A 23,590-nucleotide genomic window follows, 5' to 3' on the forward strand; every position below is an offset into this window, starting at 1 on the left:
CGCAATGGCAGAGCCGGTCGGTTGACCGGCATCAAAGTCGGGAGGGACGCGGTTATCTCACAAACCGCGCCACCAGCTCGACGTGCGGCGTATGCCGGAACTGGTCGACTGGCACCACGGCATCCATCTTGTAGCCGCCATCGATCAATAGCCGCGCGTCGCGGGCAAATGTCGCGACGTTGCAGGAGACCGCGACCACCACAGGCACCTTGCTCGCGGCGAGCTTCAAGGCCTGCGCCTGCGCGCCCTGGCGCGGCGGGTCGAACACGACGGCTTCGAAATCGCGCAGCTCCGGCGCCACCAGGGGACGGCGGAACAGATCGCGCGGCTCGGCCTTGATCGGCTTGAGCCCCGGCGTGCGTGCGGCCTTTTCGAGCGCTGCAATGGCGCCGGCGTCGTTGTCATGGGCGGTGACGCGGGCCTTCTCGGCGAGCCGCAACGCAAACGGCCCGACACCGCAGAAGAGGTCGAGAACGTTCTTCGCCTTGCCGACGCGCTCCGCGACGAGCGACGCAAGCGTCTCTTCGCCCGCGACGGTTGCCTGCAGGAACGAGCCCGGCGGCAGCGTCACTTCAGCACGGCCCATCTGCACGGTCGGAGGCAGTCGTTGCAGCACCAGTTCGCCGTGCCGTGTCAGCCGCGCCAGGCGGTGCTGCTCGGCGACGCGCGACAGCGCCGTCACGAGCGGCGTTGGCAGCGGGCCGGAGCCGCGCACGTCGACGTCGAGACCGTTGGCGGTCGCGGTGACCTGGATGTCCAGCGGTTTCGTGACCGGCATTTTGGACGTCAGCGGCTCGGCGAGCGCCCAACCGGCATCGAGTGCACCCTCGAGCCCGGGATCGAGGATCGGGCAGCGATCGATCGGGATGACGTCGTGCGAGCTGGCAGCCGAGAAGCCGACCTTGAGGATGTCATGCGTGCCGAACCGGCCGTGCAGCGTGATGCGCCTGCGCCCCGCACCGTGGGCGTCGACCAGCGATGCCACTTCGCAGTCGATGCCGGCCTGGGCCAGGGTCTCGACCACGATGCCGCGCTTCCAGGCATGGTACGGTTCAGTCGCCCAGTGCTGGATCGCGCAGCCGCCACAGACGCCGAAATGCGGACAGAACGGTGTGACGCGCTCGGGGCTGGCGACATCCACTGCCAGCAGCTTACGGCGGTCGGGATGGTTGCCGACGACATGATCGACTTCGACGGTCTCGCCGCCGAGCGTGTAGGGCACATAGACGGCATCGCCAGCGTCGAGCGAGACGCCATCGCCGCGATGGCCGACGTGATCGATCGTCAGGCGCTCAACCACGGCGCGCGCCCAGGAAGAATTCGATGTTGCCGTCGCCGCCGGTGATCGCCGACGGGAACACCTCAATATCGGTGCAGCCGAGCGAGGCAGCAAAGGCTGCGATGTCGTCGCAGATCTCGCGGTGCACGGCAGCGTCGCGGACGATGCCCTTCTTGTTGTGCTTCCGGTCCGCCTCGAATTGCGGCTTGATCAGCGCCAGCAGGCTCATCGGCGCGGCCGCCAGCGACAGCGCCACGGGCAGCACCGTCTTGAGCGAGATGAAGCTGACGTCGATCACGACGACATCGGGCCGCGCCGGCAGGCGCCTGCCGTCATAGGCGCGGATGTCGGTCTCTTCCATCGACACGATCTTGGAGTGACCGCGCAGCGAGGGATGCAGCTGGCTGGTGCCGACGTCGACTGCAAAGACGAGGCTCGCGCCGTTCGCCAGCAGCACCTCGGTGAATCCGCCGGTGGAAGCACCGACGTCGAGGCAGATATGGTCCTCGATCTCGATCGGGTAGCGCTCCAGCGCGCCGGCGAGCTTGACGCCGCCGCGGGAGACGTAGGGGTGCGCGGCCTCGGCCTGTATCATGGCGTCCTCGGCGATGGACTCCGACGGCTTTACCACCTGCTTGTCGTCGGCGGTGACGAGCCCGGCCTCGATCGCCGCGCGCGCTCGCGCCCGGCTCTCGAACAGGCCGCGCTCGACCAGCAGAACATCCGCGCGCTTGCGGGCAGGGGACATAATCTCTCCGAAGACGCCTGAGGCGCTTATGTAGCGATCAATCGCGCGGCCGCCATCCGGACGCAAGCCTCGAACGCGGCCAGATCGTGCCAGACGTCGATCGGCATCTGCGCCGGCGTCACCAGCGGGCAACCATGCAGCTCCAGCGCGTGGATCATCATGAGATTGTCGACGAGGCCGAAATCCTCGACCGTCAGCCCCTGCGCATCGACCAGCCGCCCGTCCTCGGGCGTCACGCCCATGAAGCGACTGAGGCGGTCGGCATAGGCGGCGCCGTCATTGGAATAGGCGAGGCAGAACTTGCGGCGGCCGGCCATGTAGCCGAGCTCGTAGACGGTGCCGGGATCGGCGCCGGCGCCGCGGAACGGCGTGAGGTTGGCGATGATCGCATCGGCCGCGTCCATCATCGCCTCGTTGCCGCAAAAGATCTGGCGCGAGGCGTCGGGAGCGGCGAGGTCGATCTCGTTGTCGAGGGGATAGAGCCCGGTGAGGCCGTTCGCGGCACAAATCGCAGCCTTCTGCCGGCCGATCTCGACCGCATCTGGCAGGAACACGTCGGGACCTGCCAGATAGATCTTCATGAGAGCTGCTTCGCAGAAGGTCGAAGCTCGCTCTTAGGCGAGCTTGACCGTCTCGGCCTTGACGTCCTTGCCGAGCGCCTCGAACACCTTGGCGACGATGCCCTTGGCGTCGAGACCGGCACGACCGTACATCGCCGCCGGCGTGTCGTGGTCCTGGAACACGTCGGGCAGTACCATGGTGCGGAACCGCACCAGGCCGCTGTCGAGCGCGCCCTGGTCGGTCAGGTACTGCGCGACATGCGAGCCGAAACCGCCGACCGAGCCTTCCTCGATCGTGATCAGGATCTCGTGGTCGCGCGCGAGCTTGAGCACCAGCTCGGTGTCCAGCGGCTTCATGAAGCGCGCATCCGCGATCGTGGTCGAAAGGCCATGGGCTGCGAGCTCGTCGGCGGCCTTCTCGCATTCGGCGAGGCGCGTGCCGAACGAGAGCAGGGCGATCTTGCTGCCCTGGCGGACGATGCGGCCCTTGCCGACCTCGAGCGGAACGCCGATTTCGGGCATCTCGATGCCGCGGCCTTCGCCGCGCGGATAGCGCAGCGAGCTCGGACGATCGTTGATCGCGACCTGGGTTGCGACCATGTGCACCAGCTCGGCTTCGTCAGCCGCGGCCATGATCACCATGTTCGGCAGACAGCCGAGATAGGCGTTGTCGAACGAGCCCGCATGGGTGGCGCCGTCGGCGCCGACGAGGCCGGCGCGGTCGATGGCGAAGCGCACGGGCAGGCTCTGGATCGCGACGTCATGCACGATCTGGTCGTAGCCGCGCTGCAAGAAGGTCGAGTAGATCGCGCAGAATGGCTTGTAGCCTTCGGTGGCGAGACCGGCGGCGAACGTCACTGCGTGCTGCTCGGCGATGCCGACGTCGAAGGTTCGGTCCGGGAACGCCTTATTGAAGATGTCGACGCCGGTGCCGGACGGCATAGCCGCGGTGATGGCGACGATCTTGTCGTCCTTCTCCGCTTCCTTGACGAGGCTCTGGCCGAACACGTTCTGATAGGCCGGCGCGTTCGGCTTGGACTTGGCCTGGGTGCCGGTCGCGACGTCGAACTTGACGACGGCGTGGTATTTGTCGGCGGAAGCTTCCGCCGGGCCGTAGCCCTTGCCCTTCTGCGTCACGACGTGAACCAGGATCGGGCCGGTCTCCATGTCGCGCACGTTCTTCAGCACGGGCAGGAGATGGTCGAGGTTGTGGCCGTCGATCGGGCCGACGTAATAGAAGCCGAGCTCCTCGAACAGCGTGCCGCCGTCCATCATGAAGCCGCGGGAATATTCCTCGACGCGGTTGGCGCGGCTGGCGATGATCTTGGGCAGGCGCTGGTTGATCTGCTTGGCCACATCGCGCAGCGTGCGATAGGTCTTGCCCGAGTAGAGCCGCGACAGATAGGCGCTCATCGCGCCGACCGGCGGCGCGATCGACATGTCGTTGTCGTTGAGGATGACGATCAGGCGCGAGTTCATTGCACCCGCATTGTTCATGGCCTCATAGGCCATGCCCGCCGACATCGCGCCGTCACCGATCACGGCGATAACGTTGTTCTTGCCGCCGGCGAGGTCGCGCGCGACCGCCATGCCGAGGCCCGCGGAGATCGAGGTCGAGGAATGCGCGGCGCCGAACGGATCGTAATCGCTCTCGCTGCGCTTGGTGAAGCCGGACAGGCCGCCGCCGGTGCGCAGCGTGCGGATGCGATCGCGCCGGCCGGTAAGGATCTTGTGCGGATAGGCCTGGTGGCCGACGTCCCAGATCAGCCGGTCGCGCGGGGTGTCGAAGACGTAGTGGATCGCAGTGGTGAGCTCGACCACGCCGAGGCCTGCGCCGAAGTGACCGCCGGTCACCGAGACGGCATCGATGGTCTCCTGACGCAGCTCGTCGGCGACCTGGCGAACCTGCTCGATCTTGAGCTTGCGCAGGTCGTCCGGCGTCCGGATGGTGTCGAGAAGCGGCGTTTTACTATATGCGTTCACGGCGATTTCCAATTTGTCAGCGCCGGAAGATCGTTCCGGTGCGCGATGGGTTTGCTCAATATCGGCGCAGCGCGAGTCCTTAAACCGTCGGAGCCACCTGCATGGGGCAAAGCCCCGTCTTCAAGCTTAGGTGAGCTTAAGTGCTCTCCGGTTCAGTCTCTGTGATCCCTGTCACTTAGATCGGCTTCGTCCATCCCAGCCAATTCATCAGCAGTTTGAAGCGCTTGTCGTCGGTAATCAGTGCCCACGCAAGGCTTACAAAAAGCCACACTCCGCGCAGCTTTACACCAAAGCTTGGGCCAAAGCCAACCCGCTCGGCCGATTACGGGCATGCACCTGCAACCCCCGGGCCAGAGTGGTTAATCCTGGCGCTCGCCGAAGGGTTCCAGGCCTGCTTGGCTCCTCGGCACGTTTTGGCGGGTGGAAAGCTGTTTTACACGGGATTCACAAGCGCGAGGGGTTCCCGCGAGGAGTTCCGTGATTTCTAGAGGTCGGTTCCCTGGAACCAAAGCAGCAGCAACCACCCCGACGGCGGCGTGCGATCATGAAAAATTGCGGGTGGCCGATGCGTAAGATGGGCAGGCCGCCCTTACTGGACGTCGAGCGGCGCGGTGCCCGTGGCCTGGCCGCTGGCATCGGTGGTGATCTTGTCGACGCGCGCCTCGGCCTGGCGCAGCAACTCCTCGCAGCGGCGCTTCAGGGCCTCGCCGCGCTCGTAGATCGTCACGGATTCCTCGAGCGGCACCTTGCCGTCCTCGAGCCGCTTCACGATCGTTTCGAGCTCCTCGATGGCGCGTTCGAAGGTGAGCCTGGAGACGTCAATTTGGGTATTTTCGGCCATATAAGTTTCCGATTGCCCGATTCGCTTCACGTCGGAGAAAGCAAAGTTTTGCGGGCGCAATGTGGCGGGTGCGTCAAGCGCCCATCAGGGCGCCGATATGCGCCGTAACAGATTCTTTCAGTCCTTGCAGGTCGTAGCCGCCTTCGAGCACAGAAACAACGCGCCCCCCGGCGGTCTTGTCGGCGAGGTCCATCAGCTTGCGCGTCACCCAGGCATAATCCTCCGCGCGCAAATTCAGCGACGCCAGCGGATCGCGATAATGCGCGTCGAAACCGGCAGAGATGACGAGCAGCTCCGGGCTGAATTTTTCGAGCTGCGGCAGGATCAAATTCTCGAACGCGATGCGGAATTCCGGCCCGCCGTCCTCGGAGGCGAGCGGCGCGTTGACGATGGTGTCGTGGTCGCCGCGCTCGCTCTTGGCGCCGGTGCCCGGAAACAGCGGCATCTGGTGCGTGGAGCAGTACATCACGGTCGGGTCCGACCAGAAGATGTCCTGCGTGCCGTTACCGTGATGCACGTCGAAATCGACGATGGCGGCGCGCGTGATGCCGTATTTGCGCTGCGCGTGGCGCGCGGCGATTGCGGCGTTGTCGAAGAAGCAAAAGCCCATCGGCTTGCCGATCTCGGCATGGTGGCCGGGCGGGCGCACCGCGACGAAGGCGTTGCGATGCTCGCCCGCCATCACCGCTTCGGTCGCCGCGACAGCGCCGCCGACGCCGCGCATCACCGCTTCCCACGTGCCCGGCGACATCGAGGTGTCGCCATCGATATAGACCAGTCCGCTGGTCGGCGCGATGTGGCGCAGCTCCGTGACGTAGTGCTCGTTGTGGCAGAGCGTGACGAGGTCGAGATCGCCCTCCGGCGCCTGATCGCGCACCAGGAACTGGAAGCGCTCATGTGACAGCGCCTCCTCCACCGCGCGCAGGCGGTCCGGCCTTTCAGGGTGTCCCGGCGGCGTGACGTGGTCGAGGCAGGCCTTGTGGGAGAGGAGAAGCGTACTCATCAGTCGGCCTCATGGGATGCGGGCTCTCGACGTCGCTTGGCGCATCCGGCGCCAAAACGCAAATGCAAAACCCAATCTATGCGTTCCCCCGGGAATGGCAAAGGGTGGTCCCGGACCGGTCCGTTTGATCCGGATCAATTCACGCGCAGGATGCGGCTCAGCGGCAGAGGCCCGACCGGTCCGTGCGCCCTGAAGAACGCGAACAGCGCGTCGGCGTCGTAGCCGCCATATTGCAGCCCCGTGCCTTGCTTGGCGACCGTAAAGCCGTCGCCACCGACTGCGAGGTAATCGTTGAGGGTGACGCGGTAGCCGCTTCCGGCTTCGATCGGTCTGCCGTTGAGCGTCATCTTCTCGGTGATCACGCGCTCGCCGAATGGCTTCGCCGCATCCCAGGCATAACTGAACCCGTTCGAGACCTGGAGAATCCGCGGCCGCTTCGGATCGAGCCATTGCTGCTCCAGCATGTCCTTGAGCTGGCTGCCCGTGAGCGTCATAGTGACGAGCCGGTTGCGGAACGGCTGGCTGGCGAAAACGTCGCCGAAGGTAATCGCGCCGTTCTCCTTTGGAACGATGTCGGTGCGGATGCCGCCGGGATTGGTGAGCGCGATGACGGCGCTGCCGTCCTTTGCATCTCTGGTCGCGGCGAGATGCGCGTCCGCAATGACGTCGCCGAGAGGGCTTTCGCCGGCCTCGTTCGGCACGCGTGACAGCGTCTGCGTCACCGATCCAGCCGGGCGATTGGCGATCGGCGCCGAAAGCTTGTCGTAGGCATCGATCAGTGCGGTCTGCTCGGGATCCCTAGGCAGTGACGCATTGGCGACGAGGACGTTCTCGGCCCTGGCGCTGACGACGTCGCGCGTTACAGGATCGAGCTTGAGGTCGATCGCAGTGACCAGGGTCCCGTATTTGTCGCCGCTGGTGACGAGCCGCCCGTCGACTTGGCAAACATAAGCACGATGCGTGTGGCCGCTGACGACGACGTCGACGGCGCGATCGAATTTTTTCACGATGTCGACGATCGGCCCCGTAATGGCAGGGCATTCGTTGTAGTCGCCGGCCGGCTCGCCGCCCTGGTGGATCAGCACCACGATCGCCTCGACCCCGCGCGCCTTCAGTTGCGGCACCAGCGCGTTCACCGTCTCGGCTTCGTCGCGGAATTCGAGGCCCGTGACGCCTGCGGGCGAGACGATGCCCGCGGTCTCCTTCAAGGTCAGCCCGATGAAGGCGATGGGGATGCCCTCGAATTCCCTGATATCGTAAGGCGGCAGCACGCTCCTGCCGGTCGCGGTCTCGATGGTGGACGCCGCGAGATAATGGAATTTGGCGCCCGTAAAGGGATGCGGCCCCTGACAGCCGTCGACGGGATGACAACCCCCGTTCTGCATCCGCAACAGCTCGGTCTTGCCCTCGTCGAATTCGTGATTGCCGACCGAGGCGATCGCGAGCCCCATCATCGAGAGCGATTCGATCGAAGGCTCGTCGTGGAACATCGCCGACAGGAACGGGCTCGCGCCGATCAGGTCGCCGGCGGCGACGAAGATCGTGTTCTTGTGGCTCTCGCGCAGCTGCTTCACCAGCGTCGCCATGTATTCGGCACCGCCGGCGGCCACCATCACCTTCCTGGACTTGTCCTCGGGATCGCTGATCCGGATGCCGCCCGGCGGCGGGCGAAGATTGCCGTGGAAATCGTTGATCGCGAGGATGCGCAGCTCGACGGGGGCAGCGGTCTGGGCGGACGCGGGCAGGGCGGCGAGCGCGAGCGAGAAGACGGTCAGGCGGAGAACATGTCGCATGGAACCAGACTAGTCGTTCCGCACGAAGATTTCACGAAAGTTCTCGCCGTCGCTCAGGGGCGCCGGATGGTACCTACTTTTTCTTCTTCCTGTTCGCGAACGCGTTGAACGCGGCGGTGGCTTCTTCCGACTTCAGCCGCTCGCCGAACAAATGGGCCTCCTGGTCGATGCGGCGGGTGAGCTCTTCGGATGCGACGCGCAGCAATTTGCGCGAGGTCGCCACCGCTTCGGCGGGGAGCCGGCAGATATCGCGCGCCACCTTGCGCGCCTCGACCTCGGTATGACCCGGCGAGACCACGGTGTTGACGAAGCCGGCGGCATGCGCTTCCGCGGCCGTAAAAGTCCGTCCCATCACCAGCATCGCGAAGGCGCGCTGGTAGCCCATCGTGTTCGGCATCAAGAGGCTGGACGCGCCGACCGGCACGAGCCCGAGATGGATGTAGGGTGCGGAGAAGGTTGCCGCGTTCGAGGCCAGCACATAGTCGCAATGGAACAACATCACGGTGCCCATGCCGATCGACGCGCCATCCACGGCCGCGATCACCGGCTTGGCGTTGAGGGCGAGCGAATAGAGAAACTTGGCGCCGTCGGACAGCGTCTCGGGGCGCGACGTGTCGGCGTGCATGAAATCGTCGATGTCGTCGCCGGCGGTGAACACGCCGGAGCCCCCGGTGATGATCATGCAGCGGATCTCGGGATTGTTCTGCGCAGTGTCGATCGCGCGGCTCATCTCCCGATACATGTCCTGCGTGATCGCGTTCTTCTTGCTCGGGCGGCGCAGGGTGATCACGCGTGTTCCGCGCTCTTCGGTGACGATGATGTTGCCATTCGACATGAGAGGCCCCTGCGGTCGCCGCGATACTGACATTGGCTAGACTCGCGAAACGTCAGCCTACATCATCTTGCAGGCGTGCCAATGCGCTCGCTCGGCCTTTTGGGGACCGAATCGCGTGAGACGGGCGCATCAGCCCGCTGCTGTGTTGCGCGTCGCAATAATTAGCCACCCATTTTCGATTGAAAAACCCCTGGTTGTGGTGCACGATCGGCTCGCGCCGCTCCATTTGGCCGATTGCTCGATTGATGATTGCCGCCACTTGTGTTGATGAATCCTCGCTGCACTATCGCGGCTGGCGTGTCGTGCTGGCCTGCTTCCTGATGGCCTTCTTCATGTTCGGCTTCGGCCTGTACGGCCAAGGCGTCTATCTCGCCGAGCTCCAGCGCGCGCATGGCTGGCCGGGCACGCTGGTCTCTGCGGCCAGCACCTTCTCCTTTCTCCTGACTGCCGTCCTCGTCATCTTCACCGACGATCTGCTCGCCCGCATCGGGCTGCGGTCGCTGATCCTGTGCGGCCTGTCGGCGCTCGGCGCTTCGACGGTGCTGCTGGCGCTGCTGCAGACGCCCTGGCAGCTCTATCTCGCCTATGCGCTGATGTCGGTCGGCTGGACCGGCATGGGCACGGTGGTGATCGCGACCGTGCTGAACTCCTGGTTCGAACGGCGCCGCGGGCTTGCGCTCAGCCTCGCCTACAACGGCGCGACCTGCGGCGGCATCGTCCTCGTCCCGCTGCTGCTGTCGCTGAGCGCCAGCATCGGCTTCCGTTCCGCGATGCTGGCAGCCACGCTCGCGATGGTGGTGCTGGTGCTGCCGGTGGTGGTCATCTTCACCGGCTGGCGGACCGAAATGCCGCCGACGTCGGGTGGGGATTCATCCGCTGGCGGCACTGCCTTGCCTGCGGTTCACTCGCGCAAGACGCTGCTCGCCAACGCGGCGTTCTGGACCATGGTGCTGCCGATCGCGATCGCGCTGCTGGCGCAGATGGGATTCATCATCCACCAGGTGACGTTTCTCGAACCGCTGATCGGCCGCGCCAGTGCGGGCCTTGCGGTCACCATCATGGCGGCGATGGCGGTGGTCGGGCGCCTGTCGCTCGGCCTGTTCGTCGACCGGCTCGATCCGCGGCTCGCCTGCGCGGCATCGATGACGAGCCAGGCTGCGGCTCTGTTCGTGCTTCTGCAAAGCACGAACCCGACGGTGCTGCTCGTGTGCTGCGCCGTCTACGGTTTCTCGATCGGCAACATGATCACGTTCCCGCCCTTGATCATCCAGCGCGAGATCGGCGCGAGCGCCTTCGCCGCGGCGATGGGGCTGGGCACCTCGATCAGCGGCATCGTCAGCGCCTTCGGCCCCGGCATCGTCGGTCTCGTGCGCAGCGTAACCGGTGACTACACGAGCGCGTTTGCGATGTGCGTGGTGCTCGATCTGGTGGCGGCGGGGATTGTGCTGTGGCGGCCGGGGAGACGTACGAAGCTCGCAGCTTCGTAGCCCGGATGGAGCGCAGCGCAATCCGGGATTCGTGCCACGAACGATGACGGCCCCGGATTGCGCTGCGCTCCATCCGGGCCACGCGTCCCGCTTACCCCAACAGCACCGCATCCGCCGCCGCGACCGACTCCGCGCTCTCGGTCACGGTGCGTTCGAGCGCGCCGGCCTGCACGGCGATGTTCTCGGCGAAGAAGCGCGCCAGCGAGACGTAGCGCGCGGCGTCCGTGATGCCATCGGATTTCGCGGCGAGCGCTTCGGATGCAAGCATGCAGCCGCCGAGCGTGGCGCCGAACTGCTGCAGATACGGCGTCGCGCCGGCCAGCGCCTCGTTCGGCGCAGACGCAACCCGCTCCAGCAGCCATTTGCTGGTGCGCGTCAGCGCCTGCAGCGCCTCGCGCAATTTCACGCCCGTGGTGCCGAAGGCGGGATCGTTGGAGGCTTCGACCTGCTTCACGATTGCCGAGAGTTCGTCGAGCAGCGCCCACACCGATGCGCCGCCATTGGCCGCGAGTTTTCGCGTGACGAGGTCGATGGCCTGGATGCCGTTGGTGCCTTCGTAGATCGCGGTGATGCGGGCATCGCGATAGTGCTGCGCCGCGCCGGTCTCCTCGATGAAGCCCATGCCGCCATGCACCTGCACGCCGAGATAGGCGACCTCGTTGCCGATGTCGGTCGAATAGCCCTTGGCCATCGGCGTCAGCAGCGCCGCGCGCGCGGCAGCGTCGGCGCGGACCTTCGGGTCACTGGCGCGTGTCGAGACGTCGATGGCCACCGCGGTCGCATAGCAGATGGTGCGCGCCGCCGCGGTCTGCGCCCGCATCCGCATCAGCATGCGCTTGACGTCGGGATGCACGAAGATCGGATCGGAGCCGTCACCCTTGTTGCCGAGGGCGCGGCCCTGCTTGCGCTCTTGTGCGTACGACAATGCCTGCTGATAGGCGCGATCGGCTACACCGACGCCTTCGAGGCCGACGCCGAGGCGGGCCTGGTTCATCATCGTGAACATGCAGCGCATGCCCTGGTTCTCTTCGCCGACGAGGAAGCCGATCGCGCCGCCATGATCGCCCATGGTCATGGTGCAGGTGGGGGAGGCATGCATGCCGAGCTTGTGCTCGACGCCGCTTGCGAAAATGTCGTTGCGCGCACCGAGCGAGCCGTCGGCGTTCACCATGAATTTGGGAACGAGAAACAGCGATATCCCCTTGGTGCCGGCGGGCGCGTCCGGCAGGCGTGCCAGCACGAAATGCACGATGTTGTCGGTCATGTCGTGCTCGCCATAGGTGATGAAGATCTTCGTCCCTTTGATGCGATAGGTGCCGTCGGCCTGCTTCTCGGCGCGGGTGCGCAGTGCGCCGACATCGGAGCCGGCCTGCGGCTCGGTCAGCTGCATCGTGCCGGTCCATTCGCCGGAGACGAGCTTCTCGAGATAGATTTTCTTCAGCTCGTCGCTGCCATGCGCGTCGAGCGCCTCCATCGCCGACGCCGTCAGCAGCGGGCAGAGGCCGAAGGCGACGTTGGCGGCGCTCCAGATCTCGGTGCAGGCCGCGTTGATCGCGAGCGGCAGGCCCTGGCCGCCAAAATCTTCGGGGCCAGAGACCGCGTTCCAGCCGCCCTCGGTCCAGCGCTTGTAGGCGTCCGGCCAGCCCGGCGCCGTCGTGACCTTGCCGTCGCTGAGCTTGATGCCGTGCTCGTCGCCGACCTTGTTGAGCGGCGCCAGCACGTCGGTTGCGAACTTGCCGGCTTCCTCCAGCACGGCGCTCACGATATCGCCGTCGAAATCGCCGTAATGGCCGGCCTCCATGGCAGCCTTCAGGCCGGCGCCGTGGTTGAGCGACAGCAGCATGTCAGAGATCGGCGCGCGGTAGGTCATGGCTCACTCCCGGGGAGACAGTTCTTGCCGCCGTATTCCCATGAAACGGCAGCGGTCTCAACTGGCAGGAGGGGTGGTGGAGCGCCCGTTGGGAGCGGGGGGCGTAGCGCCCATATAAGGCATGGCGCGGCGCCACCGGCGCCTATGGTATTTTGCCCCTCCGGGCGGTTGAAATGCCGCGTCTCTCCCTATAGACCGGCACCACTCGAGGGAATCCGCGGACGGTCGTGCCGCCGCCGTTCCCGAAGGGCCTGATGGGGCGTAGCCAAGTGGTAAGGCAGCGGATTTTGATTCCGCCATTCGGAGGTTCGATCCCTCCCGCCCCAGCCAGGAGCCCCGCTTCCCCTGAAATTCCTGACGAAACCGGCCTGGCTGGGGAGCTGATGCACAGCTCTGCGACACATCACTGCTGCACAGAGTGTCGCTCGAACATGGCTTTCCACATCTTTCGCCGCCAATCCGTCTACTATTGGCGGCGTCGTACGCCTCCCACACTTGCCAATTGCATGGGCCGCCAGCATGTTTCCATGAGCCTGAGAACGACGAGCCGTATGACGGCGCGGCGCCTGGCCAACCAGCTCAACCTTGTTCTGGACGACATCGCGATGCTTGCCGACGGCGCCGACCTTCATCTGTCGCGGTCCCAAATTGAGACAATGCTTCATGCTGTCGTCGAGAAGCAGCTGGCCAAGCTAGAGCAGGTGGCACTTGCCGCGAAAAATGCGCGGGGCTTCGTTGCCGATCGAGCAAGGAATGACGATCTGCGGGCGTTGTGGACCTACACGCTGCTCGACGCGCAAGGACATGGCGCTGCTGTGCACCCCGAAGATCGCGACCGCATGATCGCCGAAGGCCTTTCGGAAGCCGACATCGAGGCCGTCAAGCGTCACCTAGCGATGCTCCGGGATAGCGACATGGTGCCAACGAAGTACCACGTCCTTCGGCAAATGGTCGAAGGCGTTCGGGCCGTGCCGACCGCAATGAACATGGATGTGGCACAAGGTATCTACTTTCGCGGGATGAGGCTTGCGCTCGCTCAGTCCGAGCGCCGCTATGGCGGAACGAGAATTGAAGATGCGGGGCTGGTGGATCGCCTTTTGCTCGCGAGGAGTGATCCACCAACGCCAATTTTCCCGACGGTAAGCCTGGCAGCGGATCGCTCCGATGGTCCACCGCGGATCGAAGCTCCGCCTGTCACGCCGTTCATTCCTATGGCAGACTTCCTTCAGTTTGCGGACCGCATCGCCCGGCAGAATGCCGCCGACAATCTTTGGGACGACAAGACGCAGCGGCAGGCCAAGAGCGTTGCAAATCTGTTCGTTAAGTTCGTGGTGCAGGATCAGCGCATTCTTGATCTGGGCCTGCTGCGCCAGGAGCAAGTCGGCAAGTTCGTCGATTTCCTCCGCTTCGACATCTACAAGCACTACGGCAAATCGGTGCGGGACGAGGCCCTGACGATCGAGCAACTCCGCGAGAAGGGGAAATCGGTCGAACGAGGCAAGCGGGGTGTTTCCGGAGACACCCTCAACAGGCACCTGACTTTCCTGGGACAGATCTTCGACTATGCCATCGCGCGCGGCTCGAAGAGCCTGGAGGGTATCGACGTCACGAAACTGCGCGCAAAGGGGCGCGGCAAGAACAAACGTCCCCGCGACGAGAGGGCGAAGCTGCCTCTCGACAAGGTCAAAGCGATGTTTCTGACGGCGCCGTTCATCAACTGCGCCGGGTGGGACGAGTTGGGGGAGTGGGGCAAGGAAGGCGACTCGCAGGTCTTCCACTGCGCGCTCTATTTCGTCCCGATCCTCATCTACTATACCGGTGCAAGGCGCGAGGAGCTTTGCGGCGCTATGGTAGACGACATCATCTTCGATCGCGAAGGCTGCAGGCCGTACGTCCACATTGCGGCGAACGAGCAGCGGCGCATCAAAAACGCTCAGTCCCAGCGCAATATTCCCGTCCACCCGGAGCTCATCCGATTGGGCTTTCTCGACTATGTCAGGAAGATCAAGGCGCTCGGATACAAGCTCCTCTTCCCGGACTTATACTCGCCCAGCAGTCGCTCGCCGTTAGGCAACCGGTTCTACAAGCTGTTCAAGCCCATCCTCGTCGCGGCTGAAATCACCGAGGAGGGCCTCGGTGCTCATGCTGTGCGGCATCTTTTCGGTGCGCAGCTGAAGAAGAGACTGCTGACGAAAGAGGATCGTGCGGATCTTCTTGGGCACGGCGGCGACAGCGAGACCACCGAGCGCTACTGCGAGCCCCATGAACTCGACACCTTGTTCGAGTTCATCATGAAGTTGGAGGTGATTACAAGCCATATCGAGGCGCGTGACATCAACCTTATTCCATGGGTTGAGAAGAAAGAAGTGGCGCCTTTTTCGCAGCCGTCTCGTGCAAAACGCTAGGATGGAAGCGTTGGCCTCGTTACCTGATTGGCCGCCGTGGCCCCGATACGGCAGAATATATGGCGATGCTCATCTCTGGATTTGTTCCGTTACTCTCGCACGCATCACTGACGGCGCCGGGCGCTGCGATGCCGAGCAAATGCGAAACCGTTTCGCATTTGTCAGACGAGCAGAGGGGCCGAAGGGATGTACCAAGGGTACGTCGTATGTGAAGCTAAGCCGAATTAGCTGCCTCTCCACATAAATTAAGGCCCCATTCGGCATTTTTTAGTTGCGATCCTGCGCTTGTCTTCCGCAAGATAAGGAGGTCTAGCCTCGGATGCCAACCGCGTCCTTGGCCTTTCAGTTGAGCGTTGTACCACGGTGGCGTCGTTTCTGAGTCATGCTTCCGTTCGCGCATTTGCGATGAATCTCGCAATGCGCAGCTCACCTGTGAGGTCATCATGGCTTTCGACTACTCGGATATCCCTCCCAACGAAACACAGCAATTGCGGCTCATAGCGCAGCGCATCAAGAAGTTGCTTCCCACCATTATTCCGACCATCATCCAGGTGGGTACGCATTTGGAAGAGGCCAAGGCGCTGCTCCCGCACGGGCGCTTTGGCGCCTACTGCCTAGAGGAGATGGATATCTCCGATAAATCAGCGCAGAACTATATGAACCTGGCTAGACTTTCGCGCACCCAAGATCCCGCCGAATTGGCGCAGTTAGCTGCGGGTGCAGCATACGAACTGGCCGCAAAGAGCACTCCCGAGAGGGTGGTTTCGGAGGTTCTGTCCGACGTGCGTGCTGGACATGCAGTTTCTGAGGATGACGTCAAAGAGCGTATTGCCGAAGCCAGGGGCCGTTTGCATATGCTCCAGATCGATCAGATCGCTGATTTGCTGATTGATGCACTCGATCCTGAGCGCGTCCGCGAAATCGAATTGTTTCTTCGCCTTGCACGCAAAAATGCGATTACGGCCCTTGCTGGCAGGCTGAGGGAAGCCCTGAACGTTAACGTCGCGCCTCCTTCCCGCAGCCTGAACTAGACTAGCGACGCCGAAAGTCTCCTAGCGGTTGCGTCGATACTAATCTGCTTTTAACGAAAGTGAGCCGATGCCCAGAACACTGGAATCATAATCCTGGGGTCGGGGGTTCGAGTCCCTCTCCCGCTACCAAGAATTTCCAATTGGTTTTAAGACGTTATGGGCGTTCGTCACTGGATGAAGCGCGATCCAAAAGGGGACTTGTACCCGCTTTTGTAACCAAGGGCTGGGGCAAGCATTATCCGCGAGCGCTTGGCGGAGCTTGCCCGCGCGACGGCCCGATGGGCCCATGGCTCGATCGCCGGGACGCGATCATGCGCTCGAGGATAAGGTTGAACTTCGATCGGCTGCCACCCTGCTGCAGCTGGCGCAGCGGGCCCGCCATCCGGATCCGGAGACCTGACCTTGTGCAATCTCTATTCCATCACCACCAATCAGGCCGCCATCAGCGCGCTGTTCCGCGTCGTCAACCGCTACGTCGGCAACCTCGCGCCGATGCCCGGAGTCTTTCCGGATTACAAGGCACCCATCGTTAGGAACGGAGCCGAAGGTCGTGAGCTCGCCACCGCGCGATGGGGTATGCCGTCCTCGTCTAAAGCTTTGATGGACGCGACGAAGAAGCGCGCGGAGAAGCTGCAAGCGAAGGGCAAGACCGTCGATTTCAAGGAATTGCTCCGAATGGAGCCGGACGGCGGCACCACCAATATTCGCAACGTGAAGAGCAAGCACTGGACGCGCTGGCTCGACGTCGAGAATCGCTGTGTCGTGCCGTTCAACAGCTTCAGCGAGTTCAACAAGGCCGAGGGCGGCGACATTTGGTTCGCGCTCGACGAGACCCGTCCGCTACTCTGCTTTGCCGGCATCTGGACCAACTGGACGTCCGTCCGGAGGGTCAAGGAGGGCGAGACTACGAACGACCTCTACGCTTTCCTGACGACGGAGCCCAACGCAGAAGTCGGCGCAATCCATCCGAAGGCGATGCCCGTGATCCTGACGACGCCCGCCGAGGTCGAGACCTGGATGATGGCGCCGGCGGACGAGGCGCTGAAGTTGCAGCGACCGCTTCCGGACGCAGCGCTCCGGATCGTTGCCCGAGGTCTGAAGGAAGATACCCCTGCTTCGCCTTCCTAACTCCGCAGACACCGAACCGTCGGCGAATAGGGGAGCTGGAGCCCGTCGAGGTGCTTGACTTCACGCTCGCCATTCGAACAAAAATAGAACAAACGACTCCAGCCGCGAAGGTCCGCTTGGCCAAACTGCCGCAACTGCCCGTCTATTATTATCTCGACCATTTCGCCGAAATGCTCGAGTTCGTGCAGCGAACGTACGAACCCGTTCTTGGCCCGGAGCATCACGCTTTCATAGCGCGCTTCGAGGGTCTTTCGAGAGATGCCCGATGCCTGTTGATCCGCATGATCAACCGGACCCTGTTCGAGTACCCCGAGATCGACGATATCGAGCAGGCGACGTCGGAACTGATGACGGTCGGTCATGCCCGGGTGATCGGTGAAGCCGACTACGCTGGGTTCCTCGCGTGTCTTCCCAAAGATGTGCTCTTTACCGGTGCACAGGCGGCTGGGCGCAAAGACGTCCGTAGTCCTGGGCCAAAGCCAAGCTCATCGACTATTATCTCGAACAGATCCCCTTTTCGACGGCCGCGCAGCACTGCGGCGCCCGGAAGTTCATCGCTCTCGACGGCACGCGGCCCATCGAATTCCTGCTGTATCTCTACTTCGGCAAGACCGAGGTGAACCTCAAGAACTTCGCGCTGCGGGACCTGGGTATCCTCCGCACGAATCGAGAGAATGCGTTCAGCGCACGCTTCACCGATGCCGAGGAGGCGCTTGCCTCGTTCCACTACAGCCAGATTCTCGACAGCCTTGAGGACGGATCGGAGCCTGTCCACAGGCGGGCCGCCATCGACGTGCTGTCCGGGCCTGCCTGCGGGACACAGTACGCCAACGACCTACGCAGCCGAGCGGCTCATCAGACCGGACTTTTCTTCGAGAAAGCGGGCGAGAGCGATCTTGCCCGTCAGCTCTATCTCGCGGGGTGCTCGCCGGACTGCAACGAGCGTCTGGTCCGCCTGCTTTACAATACCGGGGATCGCACCGGAGCCGAAGAGCTGCTGCAGCGGATGATCGATGATCCCGCCAGCGACGGGGAGCACGTTTTCGCAACTGACTTTTACGCTCGCAAGTTCGGAGGGAGGCGCACAGGCATTTACACCGAGCTGCTGCGGTCCGGGCGAACGATCACCGTCGACGATACCCATCGCGGCAATCCAGAAGCAGGCGTCGCCGGCGTTCTGCGGCGCGAGGGCACCAAGGTTTTCTTCACCGAGAATATGCTGTGGCACACGCTGTTCGGGCTTCTCTTCTGGGACGAGCTCTTCGAGAGCACTCGAATGCCCAGCGGGTTCGACTGGCTACCCCATTGCCTGAAAGACCGAAGCTTCCGTCGGCTCTTCGCCGTGACGATCGACGAGAAGCTGGCCGCCATCGCGTCCGGAGCTTCTCTTCCGTTGATCCTCCGCACCGTCGCAGCAAAATGGGGCCGCCCGAACGGGATCTTCGGCTGGGATCATGTGCAAGTGGAGGCGCTCCGCGAGCTGCTCGAAGGATTCGATCCAACCGCCATAGCCAGCATCGTCCGCAGCATGTGCGACGATTTCCGCGGCATGGGGGACGGTTTCCCCGATCTGATGTTGGTGCAGGACGGCAAAGCGTCCTTCATGGAGGTCAAGGCCGAGGGGGACGTGATCCGCCGCAACCAGCTGACCCGCCTCCGCCAGCTCGGCGCCGCCGGCATCATCGCTGAGGTCGGTCGGGTCGACTATCGTTTCGACCCCGAGCAGGATTACGTGGTGGTCGATATCGAGACGACCGGCTCCTGGTCTAATGGCGATCGCATCACCGAGATCGGCGCGGTGAAGGTTCGCAACCACTGTGTCGTCGACGAGTGGCATTCTCTCATCAATCCTCAGCGTTCCATTCCCGCAAAGATCGTCCAGCTGACCGGCATCACGAACGAAATGGTTCGGGACGCACCTTTGTTCGCGGAGGTGGCGGATCGATTCATGGAGTTCATGGGGGACGGCATTTTCGTCGCCCATAATGTCAGCTTCGACTACGGTTTCATGGCCTACGAATTCGAAAGGATCGCGCGGCGCTTCAGATTTCCCAAGCTCTGCACGTGCGCGGGAATGCGGCGCCGCTTCCCGGGGCACAAGTCCTACGGACTTGGGAAGCTTTGCGAGATATACGGCATCTCGCTCGACAATCATCATCGAGCCTTATGCGATGCGCGGGCCTCGGCGCAGTTGTTGAATCTCATCAACAAGAAGCGGAGCGAAGAGGGGTACCGCGAAGCAGCGTAGTTCATAACCAAGCAGGTGCCTGGAAGGGCCGATCTATGCCGCCGCATCTGCGAATTCAGTCGGTTCTAACAACGGTTCTCCGCCATGTGATCCAATTCCAGAGCGCCGCGGTCGGGATGGCAATGCCGAACAGCCTGCAGGGCACTGGCGCCTCATGCCGGCACCGGAAGGTGTCGTTGTGCACAGCGGCGCGGAACACGGGGACAAAACTTCAGCCCTGCCGATTGCGAATCCCTGCTGCGTGCTAACCGCCCGGAACGAGAAGACGGGCGAGGGGATTCGTCCCGGCAGGAGCAAGCTCGATGCTGATGACCAAGGAAAGACGGCCGCCGATCAGAACGCTGCGCGGATGGGCGCTCGGTGTGCTGCAGGAGGCGGGCGCCGTCCACGAATGCGAGGAGCATGGCTGGGCAAAGGAGCGGGCCGACCCTCACGCCCGGGAGCGCGCGTTGGACATCGCGAGGCAGGAGCCTCCGGACGGCTTGTCTCCGGACCAGGCTGTCGCCGAGGTCCGCGGAGTGCTGGATTCGATCGGCGATACCTGCCCTGAATGCCCGCCCGACTGAAGCGCACCGACAACCCACGGTCCGATGCCGCTGTCGATGATCAAGGGATCAGGGGCGCTGCCGTGGTGCCAAGATGCTCAGCAGCGGCACGCACCCGGCCAGCGTGCTTTCGCCGCTGCTCAGCGAACTCCGCTGCGTCCACCGACGAACGCACCTTGTAGCCAGCCGCCGTCAAGCGGGCGCACACCCGCGGAACTGCCGCAGCAGTGGTATCGTCAGATTTGGCCTCAAGGCCGATCAGTCCATTCAGATCGTCAATCAGGCGCAATCCTTCGCTTCGGAGCAGGATCGCCGGCCCTCGGCTCTCGCGGTCCTCGATCAGCAGTTCGAACATCAGTGCGAGGTCCATCATGGCTCCGAGCGTTGCAGGCCAGCCCGAGCCCACGCCGACCGATCGGAAGTAGATCAGCGATGGATGGGAAGCATGGCTCTGCAGGACGGTGGCGCACCAATCCCGTCCCCTGTGAAGCACGCGCCTGATCTCCTCCGGAGAGTCGAGGTCGGCATAACGCTCCAGCAGTCCGAGAGCCGAGGGCGGCTGACCCGCAGCCGTCGTAAGTTTGAGAATTCCGGCATCGCGGCGGGAAATGCCTTCTTGCACCTGGAGCAGGTATGTGACGGCCATCGTTAGGACCGAAAGGCCGGCTAAGACCAGGGCCCAGCGGGCCGGACCGTGGGCCTCGATGCCGCTCAGCCCCACCGTGCACAACGCGCTTCCGACGATGAAGAGCGCCTCCTGGAAATCGGCCGGCGGAGAGAACCAGTCCCCTAACGCATGCGCGATGAGCCCATACCCGAGCAAGAGAAGCCCCATCCAGATCAGGAAGGAGCCCATGAGGATGGACGGCGCGAAGCTGGTCGACACCCCGCTCTTGCCGCGGCGGGCCCACTTCCAAATCGGGAGCGCGACGGTCAGGAGCCGTCGGGCCACGCGCAGCGCGCCCCTACTCTCGCCCGGAACCACCACCGTGTCGAATACATCGCGTAGTGCGAAGACGACCAGGACCATTCCGGCAGCGATCTCGATGGTCTGCACGATCATAACGGAATGCCAGCGGCGCAGGGCGAACTCCGCCCGAACACGTCACGTCCCCGAACGCGTAGCGAAATGCACCGCGGCCATGACGACCAACACAGCGAGCAGGAAGGTTCCCGCGGAGATCGATCTCCGTCCATGTGACTGGCGGGCCAGATGCATCGGAGCACTCCGATTATCGGCGACCAACCCGGCTGAGTTGCGTTCGTTCCGAAGCGGCCGACGGCCCGTGTCGAGGCGACCCTAGCGCCGGCGCGCCACCCAACCCAATACTTTGTCGTAGGAGGAACCTGTCCGGCTCGCCCCGATTGGCTTGTCGCACCAGAACTCTGACGAACGGCGCGGCCATGGTCGAATTCGCACAGCTTCGCGACCGCATGGTCCAGGTTCAACTTGCACGCCGCGGCATCCGCGATCGGCGCGTTCTGGACGCGATGGCACAGGTCCCTCGGGAGCGGTTCGTGGAATCCGGTTTCGAGGAATTCGCCTACGAGGACGGCGCGCTGCCGATCGCGAACGCGCAGACCATCTCGCAACCCTACATCGTCGCGCTGATGACGGAGGCGGCCGAGATGAAGCCCGCGGACAAGGTGCTCGAGGTCGGAACCGGTTCGGGCTATGCGGCGGCGGTCGCATCGCGGCTCGCCAGAACGGTTCACACCGTCGAACGCCATCGCGCCCTAGCCACGACCGCCGCCGAGCGGCTTGCGGCGCTCGGCTATGACAATTGCGTCGTCCATACAGGCGACGGTACCGGCGGATTGCCGGAAGAGGCGCCGTTCGATTCGATTCTCGTCGCGGCCGGCGGTCCGGAAGTACCGGACGCACTCAAGGGCCAATTGGCCATTGGGGGCCGTCTCGTCATCCCAGTCGGAGATTTGGAGCACGAACAATCGCTGCTGCGGATCACGCGCCGGAGCGACACCCAATACGATGAAGAAGCCTTCGGGGCCGTTCGCTTCGTGCCCCTGATCGGAGAGCACGGATGGGCGGAGGACGGCACGCGCTCCGCCAGCAATCACGTCCCCGGGCGCACGCGTTTCCGCTCGCTCACGGACATGATCGGCGCCGCCCTCGAACCCTTGCCGGCTTTCGACGATCCCGCCTTCGGCGACCTCTTCGATCGCTTTGCGCAGTCCAGGGTCGTCCTGCTGGGCGAAGCCAGCCACGGCACGTCGGAGTTCTACCGGGCGCGCGCGGCGATCACGCGGCGCCTGATCGAGAAGCACGGGTTCACGACCGTCGCGGTGGAAGCCGATTGGCCCGACGCCGCGGCGGTCGACCGCTACGTTCGCCACCAGTCGTCGCGCGGTTCGGGCGGGGAGCCGTTCGAGCGCTTCCCGACCTGGATGTGGCGAAACACCGACGTCGCCGCTTTCGTCGACTGGATGCGCGAGCACAACGAAAGCAAGCTGGCAGGCGAGCGCGCCACATTCTTCGGGCTCGACATCTACAACATGCGGAGCTCGATCGCCGCCGTTCTCGCCTATCTCGATGGCGTAGATCCAGAAGCCGCGGCCGTGGCGCGCGAGCGCTACGGATGCCTAACGCCTTGGCAGCGCGAACCTTCGACCTACGGCCGTGCCGTCCTGACCGAAGCCTATCGGAAATGCGAGGCGGAGGTGGTTCGCCAGTGCCAGGACATCCTGGGAAAGCAACTCGACTACGCCGCGAACGACCCGGACAGCTTCCTGGACGCTGCGCAGAACGCGCGGTTGATCGCCTCCGCCGAGCGCTATTACCGGATCATGTACTATGGCGGGGCCGAATCCTGGAACCTGCGCGACACGCACATGTTCGAAACCTTGGGCCATATCCTGGACGCCCAGGGGCCGCGATCCAAGGCGGTGGTCTGGGCGCATAATTCCCATGTCGGCGACGCACGCTTCACCGAGATGGGGGCGGTCCGCGGGGAGCTCAACATCGGTCAGCTTTGTCGAGAGAAGTTCGCCGAGGCGGCGTCCCTGGTCGGCTTCGGCACACATACCGGCACCGTGGCCGCCGCGTCGGACTGGGATGGCGAGATGGAAGTGATGCAGGTGCGGCCCTCTCGACCGGACAGCTACGAGCGGCAGTTCCACGAGGCCGGTGTGCCGCGCGGCCTGCTCGAATTTCGCCGGGACGAGAGCCTCCGGCGTCGCTTGATCGAGCCGCGCCTCGAACGGTTCATCGGAGTCATCTACCGGCCGAACACCGAACTGCAAAGCCATTACGCCGAAGCGTCGCTGCCTCAGCAGTTTGATGCATTCATGTGGTTCGATGAGACGAAGGCAATCAGGCCTTTGGGACCGGAACATCGCCGCGCCGGCGTCCCGGACACCTATCCATTCGGCCTCTGACGGCGAAGGTCCGCGACGAGCCAGTGCTCGTCGGAACTCAGGAACCGAACAAAGGTCAAGACCGCGACCAGCACGATGCCCGCCGACATCTCCCTCCTCGCACCCCGGCTTTCCGGACCACCTGCATGTAGGCGAACCGTTTGCCACAGCCAACTGGCGGGCACTGCCGGCTAACGGGTCTAGCGCCGACGGGCGACCCAAACCCCGAGCAGGAACGCTACGCACAGCGACTGCAGCGGCGCCTTCAAAGTCACCTCGCGAAGTTGGTCGACCCAGTGCATCGCGGCATCCTGCGACGTCGGCCGCAGCGGGCGCCGGCTCGCTTCCGCCGCGGCGCGCAACCTCGCCGCGGACGCACGATCGAGGCCGTCCAGCTCGTTAGCCAGTCCGGAGGCTTCTGTCATTGCCGAGGCTTCTTTCATATCCATGCGGCTCTCC

General features: G+C 63.9%; 19 protein-coding genes and 1 tRNA gene. 9 read left to right on the forward strand and 11 right to left on the reverse strand.

The window, feature by feature from the left end:
• Nucleotides 1-52 precede the first annotated feature (52 nt).
• The 8 genes from AC0L27_RS16435 to AC0L27_RS16470 all read right to left on the reverse strand — a co-directional run bounded on the left by AC0L27_RS16435 (nucleotide 53) and on the right by AC0L27_RS16470 (nucleotide 9,042).
• Complete coding sequence (locus AC0L27_RS16435) at nucleotides 53-1,300, reverse strand: class I SAM-dependent RNA methyltransferase (RefSeq protein ID WP_354208982.1); 1,248 nt, start codon at nucleotides 1,298-1,300, stop codon at nucleotides 53-55.
• On the reverse strand, nucleotides 1,293-2,027 hold the full coding sequence (locus tag AC0L27_RS16440; protein WP_354057008.1) for a TlyA family RNA methyltransferase: 735 nt from the start codon (nucleotides 2,025-2,027) through the stop codon (nucleotides 1,293-1,295). Before AC0L27_RS16440 ends, AC0L27_RS16435 begins: the two co-directional genes overlap by 8 nt.
• Nucleotides 2,028-2,053: 26 nt before the next feature.
• A complete protein-coding gene (locus tag AC0L27_RS16445; RefSeq protein ID WP_354057006.1) occupies nucleotides 2,054-2,608 on the reverse strand; it encodes a nucleoside 2-deoxyribosyltransferase in 555 nt (184 codons plus the stop codon).
• Nucleotides 2,609-2,641: 33 nt separating this feature from the next.
• The gene (dxs, locus tag AC0L27_RS16450; RefSeq protein ID WP_354257957.1) at nucleotides 2,642-4,570 is read right to left on the reverse strand and encodes a 1-deoxy-D-xylulose-5-phosphate synthase; all 1,929 of its coding nucleotides are present in this window, start codon (nucleotides 4,568-4,570) and stop codon (nucleotides 2,642-2,644) included.
• A 589-nt stretch (nucleotides 4,571-5,159) separates the two neighbouring features.
• A complete protein-coding gene (locus AC0L27_RS16455; protein WP_027516568.1) occupies nucleotides 5,160-5,411 on the reverse strand; it encodes an exodeoxyribonuclease VII small subunit in 252 nt (83 codons plus the stop codon).
• A gap of 73 nt (nucleotides 5,412-5,484) precedes the next feature.
• Nucleotides 5,485-6,414: a histone deacetylase family protein gene (locus AC0L27_RS16460; RefSeq protein ID WP_354257951.1), complete on the reverse strand. Its 930-nt coding sequence runs from the start codon at nucleotides 6,412-6,414 to the stop codon at nucleotides 5,485-5,487.
• A gap of 134 nt (nucleotides 6,415-6,548) precedes the next feature.
• Entirely contained in the window at nucleotides 6,549-8,207 is a 1,659-nt protein-coding gene (locus tag AC0L27_RS16465; protein WP_354257948.1) for a bifunctional metallophosphatase/5'-nucleotidase, read from the reverse strand.
• Between the two features lie 73 nt (nucleotides 8,208-8,280).
• Nucleotides 8,281-9,042: an enoyl-CoA hydratase-related protein gene (locus tag AC0L27_RS16470; protein WP_354056999.1), complete on the reverse strand. Its 762-nt coding sequence runs from the start codon at nucleotides 9,040-9,042 to the stop codon at nucleotides 8,281-8,283.
• Nucleotides 9,043-9,287: 245 nt separating this feature from the next.
• Between AC0L27_RS16470 and AC0L27_RS16475 the strand changes: the two genes are divergently transcribed.
• Nucleotides 9,288-10,529 (forward strand): MFS transporter, encoded by a 1,242-nt coding sequence (locus AC0L27_RS16475; RefSeq protein ID WP_473319661.1) that lies wholly within the window; start codon nucleotides 9,288-9,290, stop codon nucleotides 10,527-10,529.
• Between the two features lie 91 nt (nucleotides 10,530-10,620).
• Here AC0L27_RS16475 and AC0L27_RS16480 read toward each other — a convergent pair whose 3' ends face one another.
• Complete coding sequence (locus AC0L27_RS16480; protein WP_354208974.1) at nucleotides 10,621-12,399, reverse strand: acyl-CoA dehydrogenase; 1,779 nt, start codon at nucleotides 12,397-12,399, stop codon at nucleotides 10,621-10,623.
• 255 nt (nucleotides 12,400-12,654) lie between these two features.
• On the opposite strand from AC0L27_RS16480, the gene AC0L27_RS16485 reads away from it, so the two are divergent.
• The 7 genes from AC0L27_RS16485 to AC0L27_RS16515 all read left to right on the forward strand — a co-directional run bounded on the left by AC0L27_RS16485 (nucleotide 12,655) and on the right by AC0L27_RS16515 (nucleotide 19,777).
• Nucleotides 12,655-12,729, forward strand: a tRNA-Gln gene (locus tag AC0L27_RS16485).
• Between the two features lie 101 nt (nucleotides 12,730-12,830).
• Nucleotides 12,831-14,804 (forward strand): DUF6538 domain-containing protein, encoded by a 1,974-nt coding sequence (locus AC0L27_RS16490; protein ID WP_473319662.1) that lies wholly within the window; start codon nucleotides 12,831-12,833, stop codon nucleotides 14,802-14,804.
• A 443-nt stretch (nucleotides 14,805-15,247) separates the two neighbouring features.
• Complete coding sequence (locus tag AC0L27_RS16495; RefSeq protein WP_473319664.1) at nucleotides 15,248-15,835, forward strand: DUF3102 domain-containing protein; 588 nt, start codon at nucleotides 15,248-15,250, stop codon at nucleotides 15,833-15,835.
• A gap of 402 nt (nucleotides 15,836-16,237) precedes the next feature.
• A complete protein-coding gene (locus AC0L27_RS16500; protein WP_275171783.1) occupies nucleotides 16,238-16,963 on the forward strand; it encodes an SOS response-associated peptidase in 726 nt (241 codons plus the stop codon).
• A gap of 170 nt (nucleotides 16,964-17,133) precedes the next feature.
• Nucleotides 17,134-17,583, forward strand: a complete 450-nt coding sequence (locus tag AC0L27_RS16505; protein WP_473319702.1) for a hypothetical protein — start codon at nucleotides 17,134-17,136, stop codon at nucleotides 17,581-17,583.
• Nucleotides 17,580-19,211, forward strand: a complete 1,632-nt coding sequence (locus tag AC0L27_RS16510; RefSeq protein ID WP_473319666.1) for a 3'-5' exonuclease — start codon at nucleotides 17,580-17,582, stop codon at nucleotides 19,209-19,211. The genes AC0L27_RS16505 and AC0L27_RS16510 overlap by 4 nt, the downstream gene beginning before the upstream one ends.
• 302 nt (nucleotides 19,212-19,513) lie before the next feature.
• A complete protein-coding gene (locus AC0L27_RS16515) occupies nucleotides 19,514-19,777 on the forward strand; it encodes a hypothetical protein (RefSeq protein ID WP_085395063.1) in 264 nt (87 codons plus the stop codon).
• Between the two features lie 40 nt (nucleotides 19,778-19,817).
• Here the strand turns inward: AC0L27_RS16515 and AC0L27_RS16520 are convergent, their stop codons facing one another.
• Entirely contained in the window at nucleotides 19,818-20,819 is a 1,002-nt protein-coding gene (locus AC0L27_RS16520) for a hypothetical protein (protein WP_473319668.1), read from the reverse strand.
• A 341-nt stretch (nucleotides 20,820-21,160) separates the two neighbouring features.
• Between AC0L27_RS16520 and AC0L27_RS16525 the strand changes: the two genes are divergently transcribed.
• On the forward strand, nucleotides 21,161-23,152 hold the full coding sequence (locus AC0L27_RS16525; protein ID WP_473319670.1) for a protein-L-isoaspartate(D-aspartate) O-methyltransferase: 1,992 nt from the start codon (nucleotides 21,161-21,163) through the stop codon (nucleotides 23,150-23,152).
• A gap of 179 nt (nucleotides 23,153-23,331) precedes the next feature.
• Here AC0L27_RS16525 and AC0L27_RS16530 read toward each other — a convergent pair whose 3' ends face one another.
• Complete coding sequence (locus AC0L27_RS16530) at nucleotides 23,332-23,580, reverse strand: hypothetical protein (RefSeq protein WP_473319672.1); 249 nt, start codon at nucleotides 23,578-23,580, stop codon at nucleotides 23,332-23,334.
• Between the last annotated feature and the right edge of the window lie 10 nt (nucleotides 23,581-23,590).

Source organism: Bradyrhizobium sp. Ken51, assembly GCF_055807435.1.